The sequence below is a fragment of the Pseudomonas sp. P5_152 genome, assembly GCF_033989915.1.
GTDB lineage: Bacteria > Pseudomonadota > Gammaproteobacteria > Pseudomonadales > Pseudomonadaceae > Aquipseudomonas.
The window spans coordinates 608,744-626,256 of sequence record NZ_JASFAH010000002.1; the positions used below are offsets into that span (position 1 = coordinate 608,744).

The 17,513-nt window shown below is 64.4% G+C and carries 13 protein-coding genes; 9 read left to right on the forward strand and 4 right to left on the reverse strand.

The window, feature by feature from the left end; all coding sequences use genetic code 11:
* Positions 1-5: 5 nt before the first annotated feature.
* A complete protein-coding gene (locus tag QMK50_RS02575) occupies positions 6-1,919 on the reverse strand; it encodes a phytase (RefSeq protein ID WP_320332450.1) in 1,914 nt (637 codons plus the stop codon).
* A gap of 46 nt (positions 1,920-1,965) precedes the next feature.
* Entirely contained in the window at positions 1,966-4,509 is a 2,544-nt protein-coding gene (locus QMK50_RS02580; protein ID WP_320332451.1) for a TonB-dependent receptor, read from the reverse strand.
* Between the two features lie 457 nt (positions 4,510-4,966).
* Here QMK50_RS02580 and QMK50_RS02585 point away from each other — a divergent pair, with 457 nt between their 5' ends.
* From QMK50_RS02585 to QMK50_RS02600, 4 genes are all read left to right on the forward strand, one after another.
* On the forward strand, positions 4,967-5,881 hold the full coding sequence (locus QMK50_RS02585; RefSeq protein WP_095169896.1) for a GGDEF domain-containing protein: 915 nt from the start codon (positions 4,967-4,969) through the stop codon (positions 5,879-5,881).
* A gap of 9 nt (positions 5,882-5,890) precedes the next feature.
* Positions 5,891-6,928, forward strand: a complete 1,038-nt coding sequence (locus QMK50_RS02590) for an AraC family transcriptional regulator (RefSeq protein ID WP_320332452.1) — start codon at positions 5,891-5,893, stop codon at positions 6,926-6,928.
* 78 nt (positions 6,929-7,006) lie between these two features.
* Positions 7,007-8,212: a chromate efflux transporter gene (gene chrA / locus QMK50_RS02595; protein ID WP_320332453.1), complete on the forward strand. Its 1,206-nt coding sequence runs from the start codon at positions 7,007-7,009 to the stop codon at positions 8,210-8,212.
* A 32-nt stretch (positions 8,213-8,244) separates the two neighbouring features.
* Positions 8,245-8,643, forward strand: coding sequence for a GFA family protein (locus QMK50_RS02600; RefSeq protein WP_320332454.1), 399 nt, complete (start codon positions 8,245-8,247; stop codon positions 8,641-8,643).
* Here QMK50_RS02600 and QMK50_RS02605 read toward each other — a convergent pair.
* Both QMK50_RS02605 and QMK50_RS02610 read right to left on the reverse strand, forming a co-directional pair.
* The gene (locus tag QMK50_RS02605) at positions 8,613-9,605 is read right to left on the reverse strand and encodes an NAD-dependent epimerase/dehydratase family protein (protein ID WP_320332455.1); all 993 of its coding nucleotides are present in this window, start codon (positions 9,603-9,605) and stop codon (positions 8,613-8,615) included. The two genes, QMK50_RS02600 and QMK50_RS02605, sit on opposite strands and share 31 nt — an antisense overlap.
* Before the next feature lie 121 nt (positions 9,606-9,726).
* A complete protein-coding gene (locus tag QMK50_RS02610) occupies positions 9,727-11,172 on the reverse strand; it encodes a SulP family inorganic anion transporter (RefSeq protein WP_095169891.1) in 1,446 nt (481 codons plus the stop codon).
* Between the two features lie 203 nt (positions 11,173-11,375).
* Here QMK50_RS02610 and QMK50_RS02615 point away from each other — a divergent pair, with 203 nt between their 5' ends.
* The 5 genes from QMK50_RS02615 to QMK50_RS02640 all read left to right on the forward strand — a co-directional run bounded on the left by QMK50_RS02615 (position 11,376) and on the right by QMK50_RS02640 (position 17,459).
* A complete protein-coding gene (locus tag QMK50_RS02615; protein WP_095169890.1) occupies positions 11,376-12,275 on the forward strand; it encodes a bile acid:sodium symporter family protein in 900 nt (299 codons plus the stop codon).
* A gap of 212 nt (positions 12,276-12,487) precedes the next feature.
* Positions 12,488-13,000 carry a sigma-70 family RNA polymerase sigma factor gene (locus tag QMK50_RS02620; protein WP_095169889.1) on the forward strand — a complete coding sequence of 171 codons (513 nt, stop codon included), beginning with the start codon at positions 12,488-12,490 and terminating at the stop codon, positions 12,998-13,000.
* On the forward strand, positions 12,997-13,965 hold the full coding sequence (locus tag QMK50_RS02625; protein ID WP_320332456.1) for a FecR family protein: 969 nt from the start codon (positions 12,997-12,999) through the stop codon (positions 13,963-13,965). Before QMK50_RS02620 ends, QMK50_RS02625 begins: the two co-directional genes overlap by 4 nt.
* A gap of 97 nt (positions 13,966-14,062) precedes the next feature.
* On the forward strand, positions 14,063-16,486 hold the full coding sequence (locus QMK50_RS02630) for a TonB-dependent siderophore receptor (RefSeq protein WP_320332457.1): 2,424 nt from the start codon (positions 14,063-14,065) through the stop codon (positions 16,484-16,486).
* Positions 16,487-17,012: 526 nt separating this feature from the next.
* On the forward strand, positions 17,013-17,459 hold the full coding sequence (locus tag QMK50_RS02640) for an NUDIX hydrolase (protein WP_320332458.1): 447 nt from the start codon (positions 17,013-17,015) through the stop codon (positions 17,457-17,459).
* Positions 17,460-17,513: the final 54 nt, after the last annotated feature.

The window sequence follows — 17,513 nt, forward strand, 5'->3', positions numbered from 1 at the left end:
CGCGGTCAGGGCAATTGCAGCGCCTGGGTGACCTCGGCCCAGGGCACGAACTTGAAGTTCTGGGTCTGTTCGGGCATCCGCTTGCGCCCGTCCTGCACCACCAGCATGCCCTTGCTCCAGGCCCCGCCGAGGTTGACCGCGGTGACCTCCAGGCCGTCGGTTTCTGCGGCACCGTCGATGCCGGCCGGCGCATTCAGGCCGACCCGAAAGGCCCCGCGGGAGGCGAAGGGCGGCTCGGCGTCCAGCACCAGGTAGCTGTCGTTGCCTTGGCTGGAGATCACCAGGTAGTCATGGCCCGGGCTTTGATACAGCGCCAGGCCCTCGACATCGGCGTGCAGTTGCGGGCCGACCTTGATCACGCTGGTCAACTGCGCCGGCTGATCGGCACGGGCATCCACCGCCCAGACCCCCACGTCCTCTTCGCCGAGGAACAGGCGCTGGCGTTGATCGTCGGCCACACAGCCTTCGGGCTGGCTGTCGACCTTGAACTGGCGCACCAACTCACCCTGCACCACACCACTGGGTGCACTCAGGCGGTATTGCAGGAAGGTGCCATCCTTGCCGTTGGCAATTGCATACAGCTCGCCACTGGCGGGCTGGAACAGGCAGATGCCATAGATGTCCTTGAGCGGCGTGGCGATCTCGCCGGCCTCGCGCAACTCACCGCTGCTGCGGTCGATGCTGAACAGGCTGAGGCTGTTGTGATCGCGATTACTCGCCACTGCGAGGTCGACCGTCTGCTGGCCGAGCTTGAAGTTGGGCCGCACGTCGACATTGTTCAGGCGCCCCACCGGCAACTCCTGAAGCAGCTTGCCTTGCAGGTCATAGGCCAACAGGCCCTGCTTTTTGTTGGTGCCCAGGACCCGGCTCAAGGCCGGTTGTTGCGGGTGAATCCAGATCGCCGGATCGTCCGCCGCATCGCCCTGGCGCCCGACCGGGTCACTCTGGGCCAGCGCGCCGACGCTCGGCAGCACCGGTGCCAAGGGCACAGGCTTGGCCTGCCAGTCCAGTTCGCCCTGGTACAGACGCCCGTCGTCGTCATCACGCAGCAACAGCTGCAGGCCGTTGGCGGTGGCCCGCAGGGCGAGGTTCTGCGGTTCTTTCAACTCACTCACGGGCAGTTTTGCCACGGTGCTCCAGGCAGCGTCCTGCTGCTGATACAGGTGCAGCTGTGCCGCCTTGGGGTCGAGCCCGACCACGCCGCCCGGCACCAACGCCATGGCCCCGGCCTCCTGGCTGATATCGCCAAAGGGCTTGCGCAGGGCCACCGGCACGCGCAACACCTCGGCCTCAGGGTGGGCCGGATAGGCCCACCAGCCGACGTTTTCCTCGTTGACCAGTAACTGGTTGGCGCCATCGTCGACCTGGCAGAACTGCGCCGAAGGCGGCAGCGGCAAACCTCGAACCCGCTGCGGTTGCGGGTTCAACTGTGCACCGTGGCCCACCAGCCACTGCTCACCCTTGCCCTCCTCGCCCACCAGGAACAGGAACAGGTTGCTGGCGTCGTCGCGGTACAGGCACAAGCCATTGACCGCAAAGTCCCGCGTTGGCAGATACACCGGCTGGCCAAAACGCCGCTGGCGCGGATCGAGGCTGACCAGCAGTGCCTGCTGCCGACTGTTGTCGAGACTGGCCAGCAGCACCTGCTGGCCGGCAGCCCGGCGGTCCAGGCCACTGAAAGTGCCAGGCAGGTTGGCCAGCGGCGCACCTTGTTCGTCGAGCAACAGCAAGCCATCGCGCTCACTGGCCGCCAGGCGCTGCGGGCCGAGGTCGGCCGGCAAGAACGCCAGTGCATCCACAGTGAGACCGGGGGCCCAGGGGCTGAGAGTCAACTTCGGCCCGGCGGCCAACGCCTGGCCCGTGCCCAGGCAGATCAAGGCGGCCAACAGGCAGCGCTTGGGGGAAAACGAAATAGTCATGGAAGTCCTTGGTGATGTATTGCCCGAATCTGTGGCTCGCAGGGAATCAAAAATGGGTAAAGGTCAGGCCGAGCTTGAAGGTCGGGCCGTACTCTTCGTATTGGGCGTTGTAGGCGCCGTGGCCGGTGTAGACGTAGTACGACTCGTCCGTGAGGTTCTGCGCCTCGAAGTTGACCTGCAGGTTCTTGGTCAGCGAGTAACGCGCACTGAAGTCAACGAAGGTCTGGGCATCCACGTGCAGGTCGTGGGCCTTGTCGTTGATCGCGGCCAGCTCATAGAGGTAGTCGGACTTGTAGTTGGCCGACAGGCGCAGGCTGAGCTTGTCGTCTTCCCAGCCGAGCATCAGGTTGCCGACGGTGTCCGACTGGCTCGGCAGGTCGATGCTGCGCTTGCGGTTGCTGCCGCTGGCGGCGTCGAAGCCTTCAATCTGCGCGTCAGAACGGCTGAAAGTGGCGTTGGCGCCCAGCAGCAGGCCGTTCCAGGGGGCGGGCAGCCAGTCGTATTTCTGCGAGTAGGCCAGTTCCAGGCCGTAAAGCTTGGCGCTGTCACCGTTGGTGAAGGTGTGGGCCTCGGAGAAATCAACCCAGGCACCGCTGCCGGCGACGTCGGTGTTGTAGACGAAGTTCTGGATGTCCTTGTAGAACACGAACGCCGAGACCGTGCCGGCACGGCCCATGTAGTGCTCGATGCCCAGGTCCAGGTTGCTCGACTCCAGGGGCTTGAGGTTGGGGTTGCCAAAGGTCGCCTCGTCATCGTCGATGACAAACCCCGGCGCCAGTTGACCGAAGGTCGGCCGCACCACGGACTTGGTCCAGGCCGCGCGCACCTGGGTGTTCTTGTCCAGTTGGTAGCGCGCGTGCAGGCCGGGCAACCAGTGGTGATAGCTGCTCTTGCTGTCGCTGGCCTCGAACTCGCCGTCGTTGACCCCGGTGCCCTTGGCCGCGAACTCGGTGCCTTCGTAGCGCATACCGGCAATGAAGCGCCAGTCGTCGATGTCCAGGGTGTTCATCAGGTAGCCGGCGTTGATGTCCTCGCTCATCTTGAAGTCGTTGACCCGTGACTCGGTCTCGTCATAGAAGTCCGCCCGGTCGAGGCCGCCGATCAGGTCCTTGATCGCGCTGCCACTGATGCCCGGACCGAACTCGCCGAGACGGTAGTGCACCTTGCCCTTCTGGAACTGGCTGAGGTTGAGCTGTTCATCACTGAACCCCAGGTCGTCGAAGTCCTCATAGACCCAGGCGTCGAGGTCGTTGTCTTTGTTGCGCCGGCTGACCTTGCCGCCGAACTTGACCTGCGACGCATACCCGCTGAGGTCATAGTCGCGGGCCAGGTCCAGGCGCAGGTTTTTCTCGGTGTCGGTAGTTTTCTGCTGTTCCCAGTCGACCTTGTCGAGGCTGAAGTTGTCGGGGTTGTAGAAGTCCTGGCCGATGATCAGCCGCGGCTTTTCGCTGTCGTAGAAACCACTGCCGGCAAAGTCCTCGGCGCCGCTGAAGGCGGCATTGGCGATGTGCCCCGGGCTGTCTTCGCTGGAGCGGCTGTAACCGGCCTGGCCGCTGAGGGTCCACAGGCCCAGCAGGCGCTCGCCACCCAGCACGTAGGATTGGATTTCCTGGGTTTCCTCGCGCTGCTTGAGCTTGCGCTTGCCATCGGCGTCCCCCAGTTCACCGGCGGCCTGGGGCTCGGCGAACTCGATGCTGGTGGAGTTGCGCGTCTCGCTGTCCTTGTAGCGGCTGTAGAGGGTGCGCAGGTAATAGCTGCTCAGGTCGTCGGGCTTGTAATCGAAGTTCAGGCCGCCGCCGCTGCGCTCCCGACTGATGTCGTAGTCACGCTGCTCGAACTCCTCGAGCCGTGCGCCCCGCTCGAAGTCCCAGGCGCCGCCGGTCTCGACGTTGTCCGAAGCGAAGTCACGCTTCTGCCAGCTCAGCGCCGCGGCCACGCCGAAGTTGTCGATGCCATCGCCGAGGCTGAAGCGGTCGCTGATCGCCCCGGAAAATTTCGGGCTGGTCTGATGGCTGTTCTGGTCATAGCTGGCCTCGCTGCTGCCGGTATAGAACAGGCCCTGATGATCGAAGGCCGACAGGCTCTGCACATCCACGGTGCCACCGAGGGAGTTGGCATCCATGTCCGGGGTCAGGGTCTTGATCACCGAGAGCGATTGCACCAGCTCCGCCGGCAATACATCGAGGGCCACGGCGCGGCGCTCGCTTTCCGGCGAGGGCACCAGGGTGCCGTTGATGGTCACGCTGTTGAGGTCCGGTCCCAGGCCCCGCACGCTGACAAACCGGCCTTCGCCCTGGTCGCGTTCGACGCTGATCCCCGGCAGGCGTTGCACCGCCTCGGCCACGTTCTCGTCCGGCAATTGCGCCACGCCGTCGGCATGCACCACGCTCTTGATGCTGTCGGAGCGGCGCTGTTCCTTGAGCGCCTGATCGATACTGGCAGCCTGGCCGACCACTTCGATGTGCTCGGTCTGGCCGGCGGTTTCGGCGGCGTGCAAGCGGTCGCTGGCTATCGCCAGGGCCAGGGCGGTCAGCGTGAAACTGACAAGCCCGGCGGTGCCGCTGCGCGGGTGGCTGCTGCGCTGGTACATGGTGGTCCCCCCCAAGAGTCCGATAACGCCAGGCAAGACGCCCGGCAACTGGGAGGGCACGCTAGGGGTGGGGAATGACGGTTCTGTGACAGCCACTGCCAGATGGCCCGGTAAACAGGGGGTTTAGCGCGGTTTTCCTGGGACAGTGAGCTGATTTGACCTCTGGTACGAGGGGGCCGATCAGCATTTTGCTCTGACTTGAGAGCATCGCGAGCAAGCTCGCTCCCACAGGTTTAGTGGCCGTACGCAAGATTTGCAGGCAACCAGATTTACTGTGGGAGAGGCCGGGCGGCGCTCCGCTTGCTCGCGATGGCGATTTTCCAGGCACCACGCGCTGGGTGGCGCAAAAATCGCGTGTCCCAGGCTGAGCTGATTCGACCTCCCTGCCCTGTCACCCAACTGTCACAGACATCTGCTGTGCTGGCGCGCACTGCTCGTTCGCCAAAGGATCACGGCCATGTTCTCAGTACTCAAACCCCACCGCTGGAAACTGCTCCTGCTGCTGTTGGCCGCCAACCTGGGGCTGCTCCTGCACCTGGCCTGCGGCGAGTTGAAAAGCGTCGGCGAATGGGTCTGGCTGGACATCGTCGGTGAAGGCGGCTCGGCCCTGCTGGCCCTGGTCTGGCTGGGCCTGGTGCTGAAAAGTCGGCCCGCCGGGCGGGTCACCAATTACCTGGCGCTGGGCCTGGGCTGCATCTTTTTCTCCTGGTGGATCGACAGCCTCGACGAGTTTATCCGCCTGCCTGACAGCATCACCTGGGATCACTGGCTGGAGTCCGGACCGATGCCGGTGGGCATGCTCCTGCTGACTCTTGGCATCTACCACTGGCACCGCGAACAACTGGCGATCAGCGCGCAGATGGAAAAACGCGAGCGGCTGTTTCGCGAACACCGGCTGTTCGACAAGCTCACACCCTTGGGCGGTGCCGACTATCTCAAGCGCCAACTGGCCAGCAGCGTCGCGGAAAGCCTGGAGCAGCAGCAACCGCTGTCGCTGCTGGCCCTGGACCTGGACAACTTCGCCGCCATCAACCAAGCCTGTGGTCACGCTGAAGGCGACGCCGTGCTGCAGGCCGTGAGTCACTTGCTGCTGCTCAACCTGCGGCGCCAGGACCTGCTCTGCCGCCTGGCCGGCGATCGTTTTGTGGTGGTGCTGGCCAACACCGGCGAAAGCCAGGCGCGGTTACTGGCACTGGAGCTGCAACAGGCGGTGCACGGCCTGGCCCACAAAACCCGCCAGCACGGCGAACGCTTGCACCTGTCGGCAAGCACCGCGGTGGTGATGGCCATGGACGAATCCCCCGAGCAGTTGCTCAAACGCCTGAACCTGGCGCTGGCCCGGGCCAAGCAGCCGCTGGCCAAGACGGCCTGAGGCGCGCACATGACCTGCAAAACCCTGTGGTACGAAAACGACAGTCGCTTCATTCCCGGGCACTACCAGCCGGCGACCCTGATCGACCTGGCCCTCTCGCGGGATATCGACAGCCATCGCCTGTTGCGCGGCACCGGGCTGTTCCATGAGGACATCCTGGCCGGCCAGACCCGCCTCAGTCCCCAGCAGTTCTTCGCCTTGATTGGCAACAGCAAGCGGCTGCTCGACGCCGACGACAGCAGCTTCCTGTTTGGCCAGCGTCTGTTGCCGGGGCATTACGGTGCCGCCAGCCATGCCCTGCGCCACGCGCAGAACCTGCACCAGGCTCTCGACACCCTGGTCCAGCAACAGGCGCTGCTCAGTCCCTTGGTCACCCCGCAACTGGTGCTGGATGAGCAGTACGCCTACTTCTACTGGCTCGACAGCTGCGGCGCGGGCGAGCAGTGGCGCTTCCTGCTGGAAGCGAGCATGACCTCGCTGGTCGCCATGAGCCAATGGCTCAGCGGCCAGCGCCTGCCCTGGCAATGCAGTTTAAGCTACGACGAGCCCCGTTATGTCGAGCAGTACTGGGTGCACCTGGGCGAGCAAACCCAGTTCCAGCGCCCGCTGGACATGATGCGCATTCCCCGCCAGTACCTGACGCAAGCCTGGCCCGGCTCCTCAGCCACGGCCGGCCAGGTCGCACGCCAGGAGGCCCAGCAGCAGTTGGACCAGTTGGGCCATGCCAGCAGTTTTCTCGCCTGCCTGTACCGTTACCTGCAAAGCCAAGTCCGCCAGGCGCCGAGCCTGGAGCAGGCGGCTCACGCCTTCGCCATGAGCCCGGCCACCCTCAAGCGCAAGTTGCACAAGCACGACACCGGCTTTCAGCAGCAGGTTGACCTGGTGCGCAAACATGTGGCGCTCTACCTGTACCAGGTCAAGGGTATGAACAACGAGGAAGTCGCGGCCTACTTGAACTTCAACGACCCGGCGAACTTTCGGCGCTCGTTCAAGCGCTGGACCGGCAGCACCCCCAACCTGATCCGCCAGTTGTTCTGTGGAGCTTGAAGCGCCGCAGGCTATCGAAAGCGCAACCGGGCATTGTTATGCTCGGCGCCTGTCCCCGTCTTTTGCGCAGAGCCCTGAATGCCCCCATCCCTGAACGCAGACCGCAGTCCCTGGCAGGTCTTCTGGGTGTTCCTGCGCCTGGGCCTGACTTCCTTCGGCGGCCCGATTGCCCATCTGGGCTACTTTCGCCAGGAGTTCGTGGTGCGTCGGCGCTGGTTGAGTGAGCGCAGCTACGCCGAGCTGGTCACGCTCTGCCAATTCCTGCCCGGCCCGGCCAGCAGCCAGGTCGGCATCGCCCTGGGCCTGTCACGGGCCGGCTACCGTGGCGCGCTTGCCGCCTGGTGCGGCTTCACCCTGCCCTCGGCCCTGGTGTTGATCCTGTTCGCCCTCGGCCTGCACAACTACGGCGACGTGTTGCCCGGCGGCATTGTGCATGGCTTGAAAGTGCTGGCGGTGGCGGTAGTCGCCCAGGCGGTCTGGGGCATGGCGCGTTTGTTGTGCCCGGACCTCCCGCGCATCCTGCTGATGGCCGCTACCACGTGCCTGGTGCTGATGCTGCCAACTGCCTGGGCCCATGTCGGGGTGATTGCCACAGCCGGGATTGCCGGGCTGTTGCTGTTCAAGCCGGCCCCCACCCTCGAGCACGAACCGTTGCCGATCACCGTCAGCCCGCGCGCCGGGCTGTTTTGGCTGGTGCTGTTTGCGGTGCTGCTGGTGGGCCTGCCGATCCTCGCCCAACTGCTGGCGAGCCCGACCCTGAGCATGCTCGATGCCTTCTACCGCACCGGCTCGCTGGTGTTCGGCGGCGGCCACGTGATGCTGCCGTTGCTGCAGGCCGAAGTGGTGCCCAACGGCTGGGTCAGCAATCAGACTTTCCTCGCCGGCTATGGCGCGACGCAGGCGGTACCTGGGCCGCTGTTCACCTTCGCGGCCTTTCTCGGTGCGTCGATGCAGGGCCCAAAATCGGGTTGGCTCGGTGGCCTGCTGGGACTGCTGGCGATTTTCGCGCCGTCGTTCCTGCTGGTGGTCGGCGCACTGCCGTTCTGGGAGCGGCTGCGGCGCAACCTGCGCATGCAGGCGGCAATGCTCGGGATCAACGCCGCGGTGGTCGGCCTGCTGCTGGCAGCGCTGTATCAGCCAGTCTGGACCAGCGCCATCCTCACCCCGGCAGACTTTGTCCTGGCCCTGGTGGCACTGCTGGCGCTGATGTTCGCCAAGGTCGCGCCGTGGAAGGTGGTGCTGGGGTGCGGCTTGGCGGGCTGGGGCCTGGATGTCATCCTGTGAGCCATTCGACGACTATGCAGGAACCTCGGGACATGGATCAGTCACACCGCGGCAGTTGCCTGTGCGGCGCCATCAGCTACCAGCTCAGCAGCCCACTCAAGGCCTTCACCCATTGCCATTGCCGCAAATGCCAGAAAGCCCATGGCGCGGCATTCGCCACCTATGCCAGTGCGCCCAGGTCGGCGCTGGCGATCACGGCCGAGGCGTCGCTGCTCAAGGCCTACGAATCCTCCCCCGGGGTCACCCGCCAGTTCTGCGGGCACTGCGGTTCATCGCTGTTCTGGTCGAATGCCCGGGGCGCGTTCCCGGACTGGATCTCGATTGCCGTCGCGACCCTGGACACCCCGTTCCAACCCGCCAAGCAAAGCCACAGTTGCCTCGAGGCGAAGGCCTGCTGGTATCAGCTCGACGACGCGCGGTTACCCAGGTAGCTGAAGGCTGATTGCAGCGCGGCCTCGGGCGTGCGCGGGGCATAACCCAGTTGCTGCCTGGCCTTGTCGATGCAGTATTGCTGGCGCACTTGATGGAACATCCGCACCTGACTTTGCAACAGCTGCGCCGGCCGCCCGGTCAGCCGCGCCCGCGCCTCCTCGATCCACGCCAGCGCCAGCAATAGCCAGCGCGGCGCCGGCGCGGGCAGCCGATAGCCCGGAGCGACCGCGTTGGCCGCGTCGATGATCTGCGCCAGGGACGAGCAATGTTCGTTGGCCAGAATATAACGCTGCCCAGGCTGGCCCTTCTGCGCGGCCAGGATCATGCCCGCGGCCACGTCCCGCACATCGACAAAATTGAAATGAAAGCCCGGGTCCAGCGGCAGTTTGCGCTGCCTGACCGACTCGATGAACCCCATGGTGTCAGTCAGGCGCGTCGCGTTCGGGCCGATCATGGCCGAAGGCAAGACCGCGACCATCCACAGGTCCAGGGCTCGCGCCGTGTCCCAGGCAACTTGCTCGGCGAGGATCTTCGAGCGGTAGTAGGCGTTGTCCGGCTCGACGTTCCACTGCTGCTCATCCAGCGCCTGCCCGTTGTGACCGATAGCCGCCACGGAGCTGACGTAGACCACCCGCTTGACCCCGGCGCGCTTCGCTGCGTGCAAGACCCGGCGAGTGCCCTCGACATTCGGCTGGACAATCTCGGCCTGGGGATCGCGGGCCCAGTGCTTGAACACCGCCGCCACCTGGAACAACACCTCAACGCCCTGTAGCGCCTGGAACAACGCCTCTTCGTCGAGCAGTTCGACGTACACCAGTTCGCAATCCAGGCCCTGGAACGCCGCGCGGTCGTCGATATCGCGAACCCCGGCCCGGACCCGATAGCCCTGCCCGAGCAAGGCCCGGACCAGGGTATTGCCCAGGTGCCCGTTGGCCCCGGTGACCAGACATGACTGACTCATAGCGCCTCGTTGTTCCCTGTTGTGGCGGCCAGCATAGACTCTGCCCCTGGGGGGAGAGTCAAGGACACCGGGGACACCATCAACGCGATCGAGAACGAACGCTACGACCCGAGCCTGCCCCTTAGTCGTGAGCCACTCGGGCGCGCTTGAGCAGTTTCTTGCAGCGCTCGGACAGGTGCAGCACGCGCAGGTGCTTGCCGGCCTTGGCGTAGCGCTCGCGCAAGGTGTCCAGGGCGGCGATGGCCGAGTAGTCGACGAAGCTCAGGTGCCGGCAGTCGAGAGTCACCTGGGGTGGGTCGCCGGCACTGTCGAACTGGTTGAGAAACGGCGTGGTCGAGGCGAAGAACAGCGTGCCATGCACCCGGTAGAGTTTGCTGCCGTCGGGTTCCAGATGGCTGTCGGCATACAGCTGGCGAGCTTGCTGCCAGGCAAAGTTGAGCGCGGCAATGATAATCCCGCACAACACCGCAGTGGCCAGGTCAGTGAAAACCGTGACCAGGGTCACCGCGACAATCACCAACACATCGTTCAGCGGCACCTTGTTCAGCACCCGCAGGGAGGCCCAGGCGAAGGTCTGCTGCGAGACCACGAACATCACCCCGACCAAAGCCGCCAGGGGAATGCGCTCGATCAGCGGTGACAGGAACAGCACGAACAGCAGGATCATCACCCCGGCCACCACGCCGCTGAGCCGTCCGCGCCCACCGGAGCTGAGGTTGATCACGGTCTGGCCAATCATCGCGCAGCCGCCCATGCCCCCGAACACCCCAGACACCATATTGGCCGCGCCCAGCGCCACACACTCACGGTCCGGGTAACCACGGCTCTCGGTGATCTCATCGGTCAGGTTCAGGGTCAGCAGGGTTTCCAGCAGCCCCACCAGCGCCATCAACACCGCGTAGGGAGCAATGATGCGCAGGGTCTCGAGGGTCCAGGGCAAGTCGGGGAATGCCAACACCGGCAAGCCGCCGGCAATGTGCGCCATGTCCCCGAGGGTACGGGTCGGCAGGCCCAGCAGGTAGACCGCCGCACCGACACCGAGAATCGCCACCAGGGCCGGCGGTACCGCCCGGGTCAGGCGTGGCATCAGATAGACAATCGCCATGGTCGCGGCCACGAGGCCAAGCATCAGGTACAGCGGCGTCCCGCTGAGCCAGGCTTCCCCGCTCTTGAAATGCTCCAGTTGCGCCAGGGCAATGATAATCGCCAGGCCGTTGACGAACCCCAGCATCACCGAATGCGGCACCATGCGCACCAGCTTGCCCAGGCGCAACAGGCCGAACGCAAGCATGATCAGCCCGCCCAGCAGCACGGTGGCGAGCAAGTACTGCACGCCGTGCTGGACCACCAGCGCGACAATCACCACCGCCATCGAACCGGCCGCACCGGAGACCATGCCCGGGCGGCCGCCGAACAGCGCGGTCAGGGTGCAAATGATGAAGGCGCCGTAGAGCCCCATCAACGGATTGAGGTGGGCCACGAGGGCGAAGGCGATGCACTCGGGCAACAGGGCGAAAGACGTGGTGAGTCCGGCCAGGACATCGGCGCGCAGACGTTGAGGTTTCATGGCTTACCTGAAAATGGCGACCGGGGCAGCCGGCCGTGGAGAATTGCGGGAAAAGGCGCTGAATGTTACGCAATTGCCGGCGGGCGAACCAGTCGTGGCGGGGCCCAGCCGTCAATGGGGATTTTGTAACAACTGGCGACCTGTGCATTTCCAGACTGCGTGCTACACCTTGGTGAGCCTCCTTACCCTCGAGCCGACCGCCCATGACCGCCACACCCCTGCTGACCGCGTTCCTGCCCATTGCCCTGGGCATCATCATGCTGGGCCTGGGGTTGTCACTGACCCTGGCCGACTTCACCCGCGTGGTGAAATACCCCAAGCCTGTGCTGATCGGCCTGGTCTGCCAATTGTTGGTGTTGCCGTTCCTGTGCTTCCTGATCGTCCAGGGTTTTCGCCTGGAACCGGCACTGGCCGTCGGCCTGATGCTGCTGGCCGCCTCCCCCGGCGGCACCACTGCCAACCTCTACAGCCACCTGGCCCACGGCGACGTGGCGTTGAACGTGACGCTGACGGCGGTCAACTCGATGATCGCGATCCTCAGCATGCCGTTGCTGGTGAACCTGTCGCTGCTGTATTTCATGTCCGCCGACCAGGCCATCCCCCTGCAATTTGCCAAGGTGCTGCAGGTGTTCGCGATTGTCCTGTTGCCGGTCGGCCTGGGCATGCTGGTGCGGCGCTACTGGCCACGCTTTGCCAACCGCATGGAAAAACCGATGAAAATCGTCTCCGCGCTATTCCTCGTGGGCACGGTGACCATCGCCTTCATCAAGGACTGGCAGACCGTGGTCGACTACGCGCCGGTCGTGGGCCTGGCCGCCCTGCTGTTCAACCTGCTCAGCCTGGCCATCGGCTACGGCGTCCCCCGCCTGCTCCGCCTACCCCAGCGCCAGGCGGTGGCCATCGGCATGGAAATCGGCATCCACAACGGCACCCTGGCCATCGCCCTGGCACTCAGCCCAAGCCTGCTGAACAACTCCACCATGGCCATCCCGGCCGCCATCTACAGCTTCATCATGTTCTTCACCGCCGCAGGATTCGGCTGGTGGGTCAACCGCGTGCACGGCAAGCAGTTGGCGTTGGAGGAACGGGAGTTGGCTGGGTGAGTCAGCGAAACGCGGCGAGACCGCCATCGCGGCCAAACGGAGCGCCGCCCGGCCCTCTCCCACAGAGATATTCCAGTGCGGGAAAGCAGGCCGGCCGGTAGGCCGCCTCGCCCGCCCGTACCACTCACCCACCACCGCACCGCTCTTGCCGTAGACATTCCCGCCCCGTTACTATTGCTAATAATTCTCACTAACAAAAAACCACCAACGCGATGAGCGACTCTCCAACCGCCACTCACCAGCAGCACGTCGAAGCCCTGTACGTGGGCCATCAAGGCTGGCTATACGCCTGGCTGCAGCGAAAACTGGGAAACCGGGTAGAGGCCGCAGACCTGATGCACGACACCTTCATCCGCATCCTGGCCGCCAAGTCAGTGCCAGACTTGGTCGAACCCAGGGCCTATCTGACCTGCGTAGCCAAGGGCATCCTGATCAACTGGTACCAACGCCAGGCACTGGAACGCGCCTACCTTTCGGCACTGGCCCAACTGCCGGAGTCCCAGGCGCCCTCCCCCGAACTGCGCTACCTGATCCTGGAAACCCTGCATGAGGTCGATGCCCTGCTCAACACCTTGCCGCCGCTGGTGAAGCGCGCCTTCCTGCTCGCCCAGATCAGCGCCGTGAAGTACGAAGACATTGCCCAACAACTCGACGTGTCGCTGACCACGGTCAAGCGCTACATCAAACAGGCGTTCCTGCAATGCCTGACGTTGATGCCCGAATGAGCAGCCCGACAAGCATTAACCCGGCTGTCCTGGAACAGGCCGCCGAATGGCTGATGCGCCTTGGGGAAGGCAACCTCAGCGCCCAGGAACTCGCGCAATGGCAGCAATGGCGCACCAGCAACGTCGAGTGCGAGCGGGCCTGGCGGCGCGCCGAAGCCCTGCTCGGCACCCTCGGCGGCCTACCCGCGGACCTGGCCCTGTCGGCGCTCGACCGCCCGGCCAATCCCCAGCGCCGGACACAGCTCGCGCGCCTGGCCGCACTGTTGGCGCTGGCGCCGGCCTCCTGGCTGGGCTGGCAACTGGACCAACGCCAGGGCTGGAGCGCCGACTACCACTCGCCGATTGGCGAACGTCGGCGCCTGACCCTCGCCGACGGCACCCGGGTGACCCTCAATACCGATACTTCGATCGATGTGAATTTCGACCCGCTGCAGCGCCTGATCCGGGTTCGCAAAGGTGAAATCCTGGTGCAGACCGCACCCGATCTCCAGGTGCCTGCCCGCCCGTTGCGGGTCAGCACCGAGCAGGGTCGCCTGGAAGCTTTGGGCACGCTCTTCAACGTGCGCGAAGAAACCGGCATCACGCGCCTGGCCGTGCTCGACGGGCGGGTGCGAATCGAGCTGAACCAACAGCCCCAGGCAACCCCGACCATCCTGTTGGCCGGTCAACAGACCGCATTCTCGGCCTCAGCGATCGGTGCCATGCGCGCCACCGACAGCTCTCGCACCGCCTGGACCCAAGGCATGCTGGTGGCCGACCGCATGCGCCTGGGCGACTTCGCCGCCGAACTGGCGCGCTACCGCCCTGGAGTGCTGCGCTGCGATCCGGCCGTGGCCCAGGTGCGGATCTCCGGCGCGTTCCCCCTGGACGACAGCCGTCGCGCCCTGAGCATGCTGAGCCAAACCTACCCGGTGCGAGTGACCTCACGCCTGGGCGGTTACTGGGTGACGATTGCCCAGGCGTAGCCGCGGAAAATATTTTCACCCAACCCTGGCACTTTTTTCGCGCTCGGCTGGCAAGGGAAGAATCCACCTTCTCCCTTGCCCACAGGATCACCTCTCAATGTCCGTTGTCCGCCCCCAAGGATCCACCCCGCCGTTTCGCCGCACGGCCTGCCATGCGCTGTTCAGTCTGCTGCTCAGTGGCACCTGCGCCCAGGCCTGGGCTGCCGAGCCACAGCCATTGGCCAACACCCAGGCGCGCAGCTACCAGATTCCCGCCGGTACCCTGGGGCAGACCTTGTCGCGCTTCGCCGCCGCCAGTCACATCGCCCTGTCGTTCGACCCCAGTCTCACCGATGGCCTGCAAAGCCCCGGCCTGAACGGCAACTACTCACCACTGGAAGCCCTCAGCCACCTGTTGCACGGCAGCGGCCTGGACCTGCAGCAGCGCGCCGATGCCAGCTTCACCCTGGTGCGCTCGGCGAACGGCGATGCCCTGCAACTGGCGCCGACCGCGATTACCGGCCAGGGCCTGGGCGTCACCACCGAAGACACCCACTCCTACACCACCAGTGAAGTCAGCATCGGCAAGGGCAACATCAAGCTCAAGGACATCCCGCAGTCGGTGTCGGTGGTCACGCGCCAGCGCATGGACGACCAGAACATGAACAGCCTGCAGGACGCCATGCGCCAGGTCACCGGGGCCACCATCAAGACCTACAACTCAGGTTCCAGCCTCAACGACGTGTACATGCGCGGCTTCCTCGTCGACCAGGTGCAGGTCGACGGAGTCTCCCAACCCACCGGCCAGGGCGACATGGCCACCAGCTTCGACCTGGCGATGTACGACCGAGTCGAAGTGCTGCGTGGTCCATCGGGCCTGTACCAGGGGGCCGGTGAGCCCGGCGGCACCATCAACGTGGTGCGCAAGCGCGCCCTGGGCCGGTTTGCCCTGGGTGGCGAACTGGGCGCAGGCTCCTATGATCACTACCGTTCCTCGGTGGACGTCACCGGCCCGCTGAACGAACAGGGCAGCGTGCGCGGCCGCTTCATCACTGCCTACGAGAACAACCAGTCCTTCGTCGACTATGCCCAGAACGAACGGCCGATGGTCTATGGCCGCCTGGAGTTCGACCTCGACCCGTCCACTACCCTGTCGGTTGGCGGTGCCTATCAGCAGAACCACTCCACCCCGGCATTCGGCTTACCGGCCTACGCCGACGGGCGCTTGCTCGACGTCCCACGCTCGACCTTCGTCGATGCCAAGTGGAACGAACTGAACGAAAAAGTCTGGGAGAGCTTCGCCGAAGTCGACCACGCCCTGGACAACGGCGGCCAGTTCAAGACCACCCTGACCTACCGTGACGCCGAAACCCCCAAGCGCAACTTCACCTGGGCCGATGGCGCCGTCGACCCGGCCACCGGTGACAGCTGGGCCGTGGCCTACAACTACTACACCCACATCAAGACCATTGGCGTGGACAGCTTCGTCACCACCCCGTTCGAAGCGTTCGAGCGCAGCCATGAGTTCACCGTGGGTGGCGAGTACCAGCACCTGGACAAGGACTTCACCTACGGCGGCGGCGACTACTTCCCGATCAACGTGTTCGATCCGGGCAGCATCGACATCCCCAAGCAGGATTACGAGCGCAACAACGGCAATTGGTCCAAATCCGATCAGTACGGCTTCTATACCCGCGCCAAGCTCAACGTCAGCGACTGGCTCGACGTGGTCGGCGGCAGCCGCGTGAGCTGGTACGAAAGCGACGCGCAAAATGCCAACGCGTTTTTCAACAATTTCAGCAGCGCCCACACCAGCATCAACCGCAAGGTGGTGCCCTACGGTGCGCTCATCGCCAAGCTGACTCCCGAGCTGTCGGCCTACGCCAGCTACACCGGGGTGTTCAAGCCGCAAAGCGAGATCGGCAGCGACAGCTCGCCCATCGGCCCACGCAAGGGCAAGCAATATGAAGTGGGCCTCAAGCGCGAGTTCTACGACGGACGCCTGAATGCCAGCGTGGCAGTGTTCCGCATCTATGACGAAAACCGCGCCGAATACGACAACCTCACAGCTGCCTACGAGGCCCAGGGCAAAGCCCGCAGCCAGGGTTGGGAAACCGAGTTGAGCGGCAACCTGAGCGACAACTGGAGCCTGGTCACCGGCTACGCCTTCACCACCACCAAGACCCTGGAGGCCGATGACGGCAACGAAGGCAAGACCTTCAGCACCATCACCCCCAAACACAACTTCAATCTGTGGACCAAGTACCAGTTCACCGATGGCCCGCTCAAGGATTTCAACGTCGGTGGTGGTGTACGGGTCGTCAGCAAGACGTACTTCCAGCGTGAAGTGCGTTTCGAACAGAGCGGCTATGGCATCACCACGGCGCAGGTCGGCTACAAGATCAACGACAACCTGTCGACGACCCTGACCGCCAACAACCTGTTCGATCGCAAGTACTACGACCGAGTGGATGCATCCTGGGGCACCAACTTCTACGGCGACCCGCGCAACCTCACGCTGACCCTGCGCGCCCAGTACTGAGCATGACGCACCACGCTTGACGGAACAGGCAGCGGTGCCGGCAACGAGCCTGCTCGCGAAGGACGCAAGAGCACCGCGGTGAATCAGGCTTTGCGCGTCATCGTTGACGGCCATCGCGAGCAGGCTCGCTCCCACAGGTTTGATGGGTATATGCAAAATCTGCGGGCACCACAAAACCACTGTGGGAGCGAGCTTGCTCGCGATGGACTCAAGAGCGCCGCGGTGAATCAGGCTTTGCGCGTCATCGTTGACGACCATCGCGAGCAAGCTCGCTCCCACAGGTTTGATGGGTATATGCAAAATCTGCGGGCACCACAAAACCACTGTAGGAGCGGGTGCCCGCTTGCGGCCTGCTCGCGATGGACGCAAGAGCACCGCGGTGGATCAGGCTTGGAACGTCATCGTTGACGACCATCGCATACCCGGACTCACGCTATTGGCCCATGGTTTCAAGCCCGGTCGCCGCGTTATCATGCCCTGGGACCTGGTGCTATCTCGCGCATCACCTGCAAAAGGACTTCAGCTCATGACAACGCCCCGCATCCGCGCGCTCGCGCTTTGTGTGTTCCATCACCAGGGAAAAATCCTGGTCCATCGCTTCGTCGACCCCGTCACCGGACAGAGCCTGTTCCGGCCAGTCGGCGGTGGCATCGAGTTCGGTGAAACCAGTGCCCAGGCGATCGAGCGTGAAGTCCAGGAAGAGCTCGACCTGGCGATCCACAACCTGCGCCTGGTCGGCACGCTGGAAAGCCTGTTCACGTACAACAACATCCCGGGGCATGAAATCGTCCAGGTCTACGATGGACAATTTCGCGATCAGCACCTGTACCAGATGCCCCACCTCGATGGTCACGAAAGCGACGGCATGGCCTTTCAGGTCACCTGGCAAGACAGCTCGGCTTTCACCGCCACGTCGCCCCTGGTACCCGAAGGCCTCTATCCGCTGCTGAAGAACGCCGGCCTGCTTGCCTAATCCCAATCCCACCGCGCCCAGACCACCGTCACCAAGGATGTCCGGGAGTTGAAG

Excerpts from the sequence above, each read along its gene's own strand:
- QMK50_RS02610 (WP_095169891.1), bottom strand. The coding sequence starts at position 11,172 with ATGAAACCTCAACGTCTGCGCGCCGATGTCCTGGCCGGACTCACCACG.
- QMK50_RS02575 (WP_320332450.1), bottom strand. The coding sequence starts at position 1,919 with ATGACTATTTCGTTTTCCCCCAAGCGCTGCCTGTTGGCCGCCTTGATC.
- QMK50_RS02580 (WP_320332451.1), bottom strand. The coding sequence starts at position 4,509 with ATGTACCAGCGCAGCAGCCACCCGCGCAGCGGCACCGCCGGGCTTGTC.
- chrA (WP_320332453.1), top strand. The coding sequence starts at position 7,007 with ATGCCCCCATCCCTGAACGCAGACCGCAGTCCCTGGCAGGTCTTCTGG.
- QMK50_RS02600 (WP_320332454.1), top strand. The coding sequence starts at position 8,245 with ATGGATCAGTCACACCGCGGCAGTTGCCTGTGCGGCGCCATCAGCTAC.
- QMK50_RS02585 (WP_095169896.1), top strand. The coding sequence starts at position 4,967 with ATGTTCTCAGTACTCAAACCCCACCGCTGGAAACTGCTCCTGCTGCTG.
- QMK50_RS02640 (WP_320332458.1), top strand. The coding sequence starts at position 17,013 with ATGACAACGCCCCGCATCCGCGCGCTCGCGCTTTGTGTGTTCCATCAC.
- QMK50_RS02630 (WP_320332457.1), top strand. The coding sequence starts at position 14,063 with ATGTCCGTTGTCCGCCCCCAAGGATCCACCCCGCCGTTTCGCCGCACG.
- QMK50_RS02625 (WP_320332456.1), top strand. The coding sequence starts at position 12,997 with ATGAGCAGCCCGACAAGCATTAACCCGGCTGTCCTGGAACAGGCCGCC.
- QMK50_RS02605 (WP_320332455.1), bottom strand. The coding sequence starts at position 9,605 with ATGAGTCAGTCATGTCTGGTCACCGGGGCCAACGGGCACCTGGGCAAT.
- QMK50_RS02615 (WP_095169890.1), top strand. The coding sequence starts at position 11,376 with ATGACCGCCACACCCCTGCTGACCGCGTTCCTGCCCATTGCCCTGGGC.
- QMK50_RS02620 (WP_095169889.1), top strand. The coding sequence starts at position 12,488 with ATGAGCGACTCTCCAACCGCCACTCACCAGCAGCACGTCGAAGCCCTG.
- QMK50_RS02590 (WP_320332452.1), top strand. The coding sequence starts at position 5,891 with ATGACCTGCAAAACCCTGTGGTACGAAAACGACAGTCGCTTCATTCCC.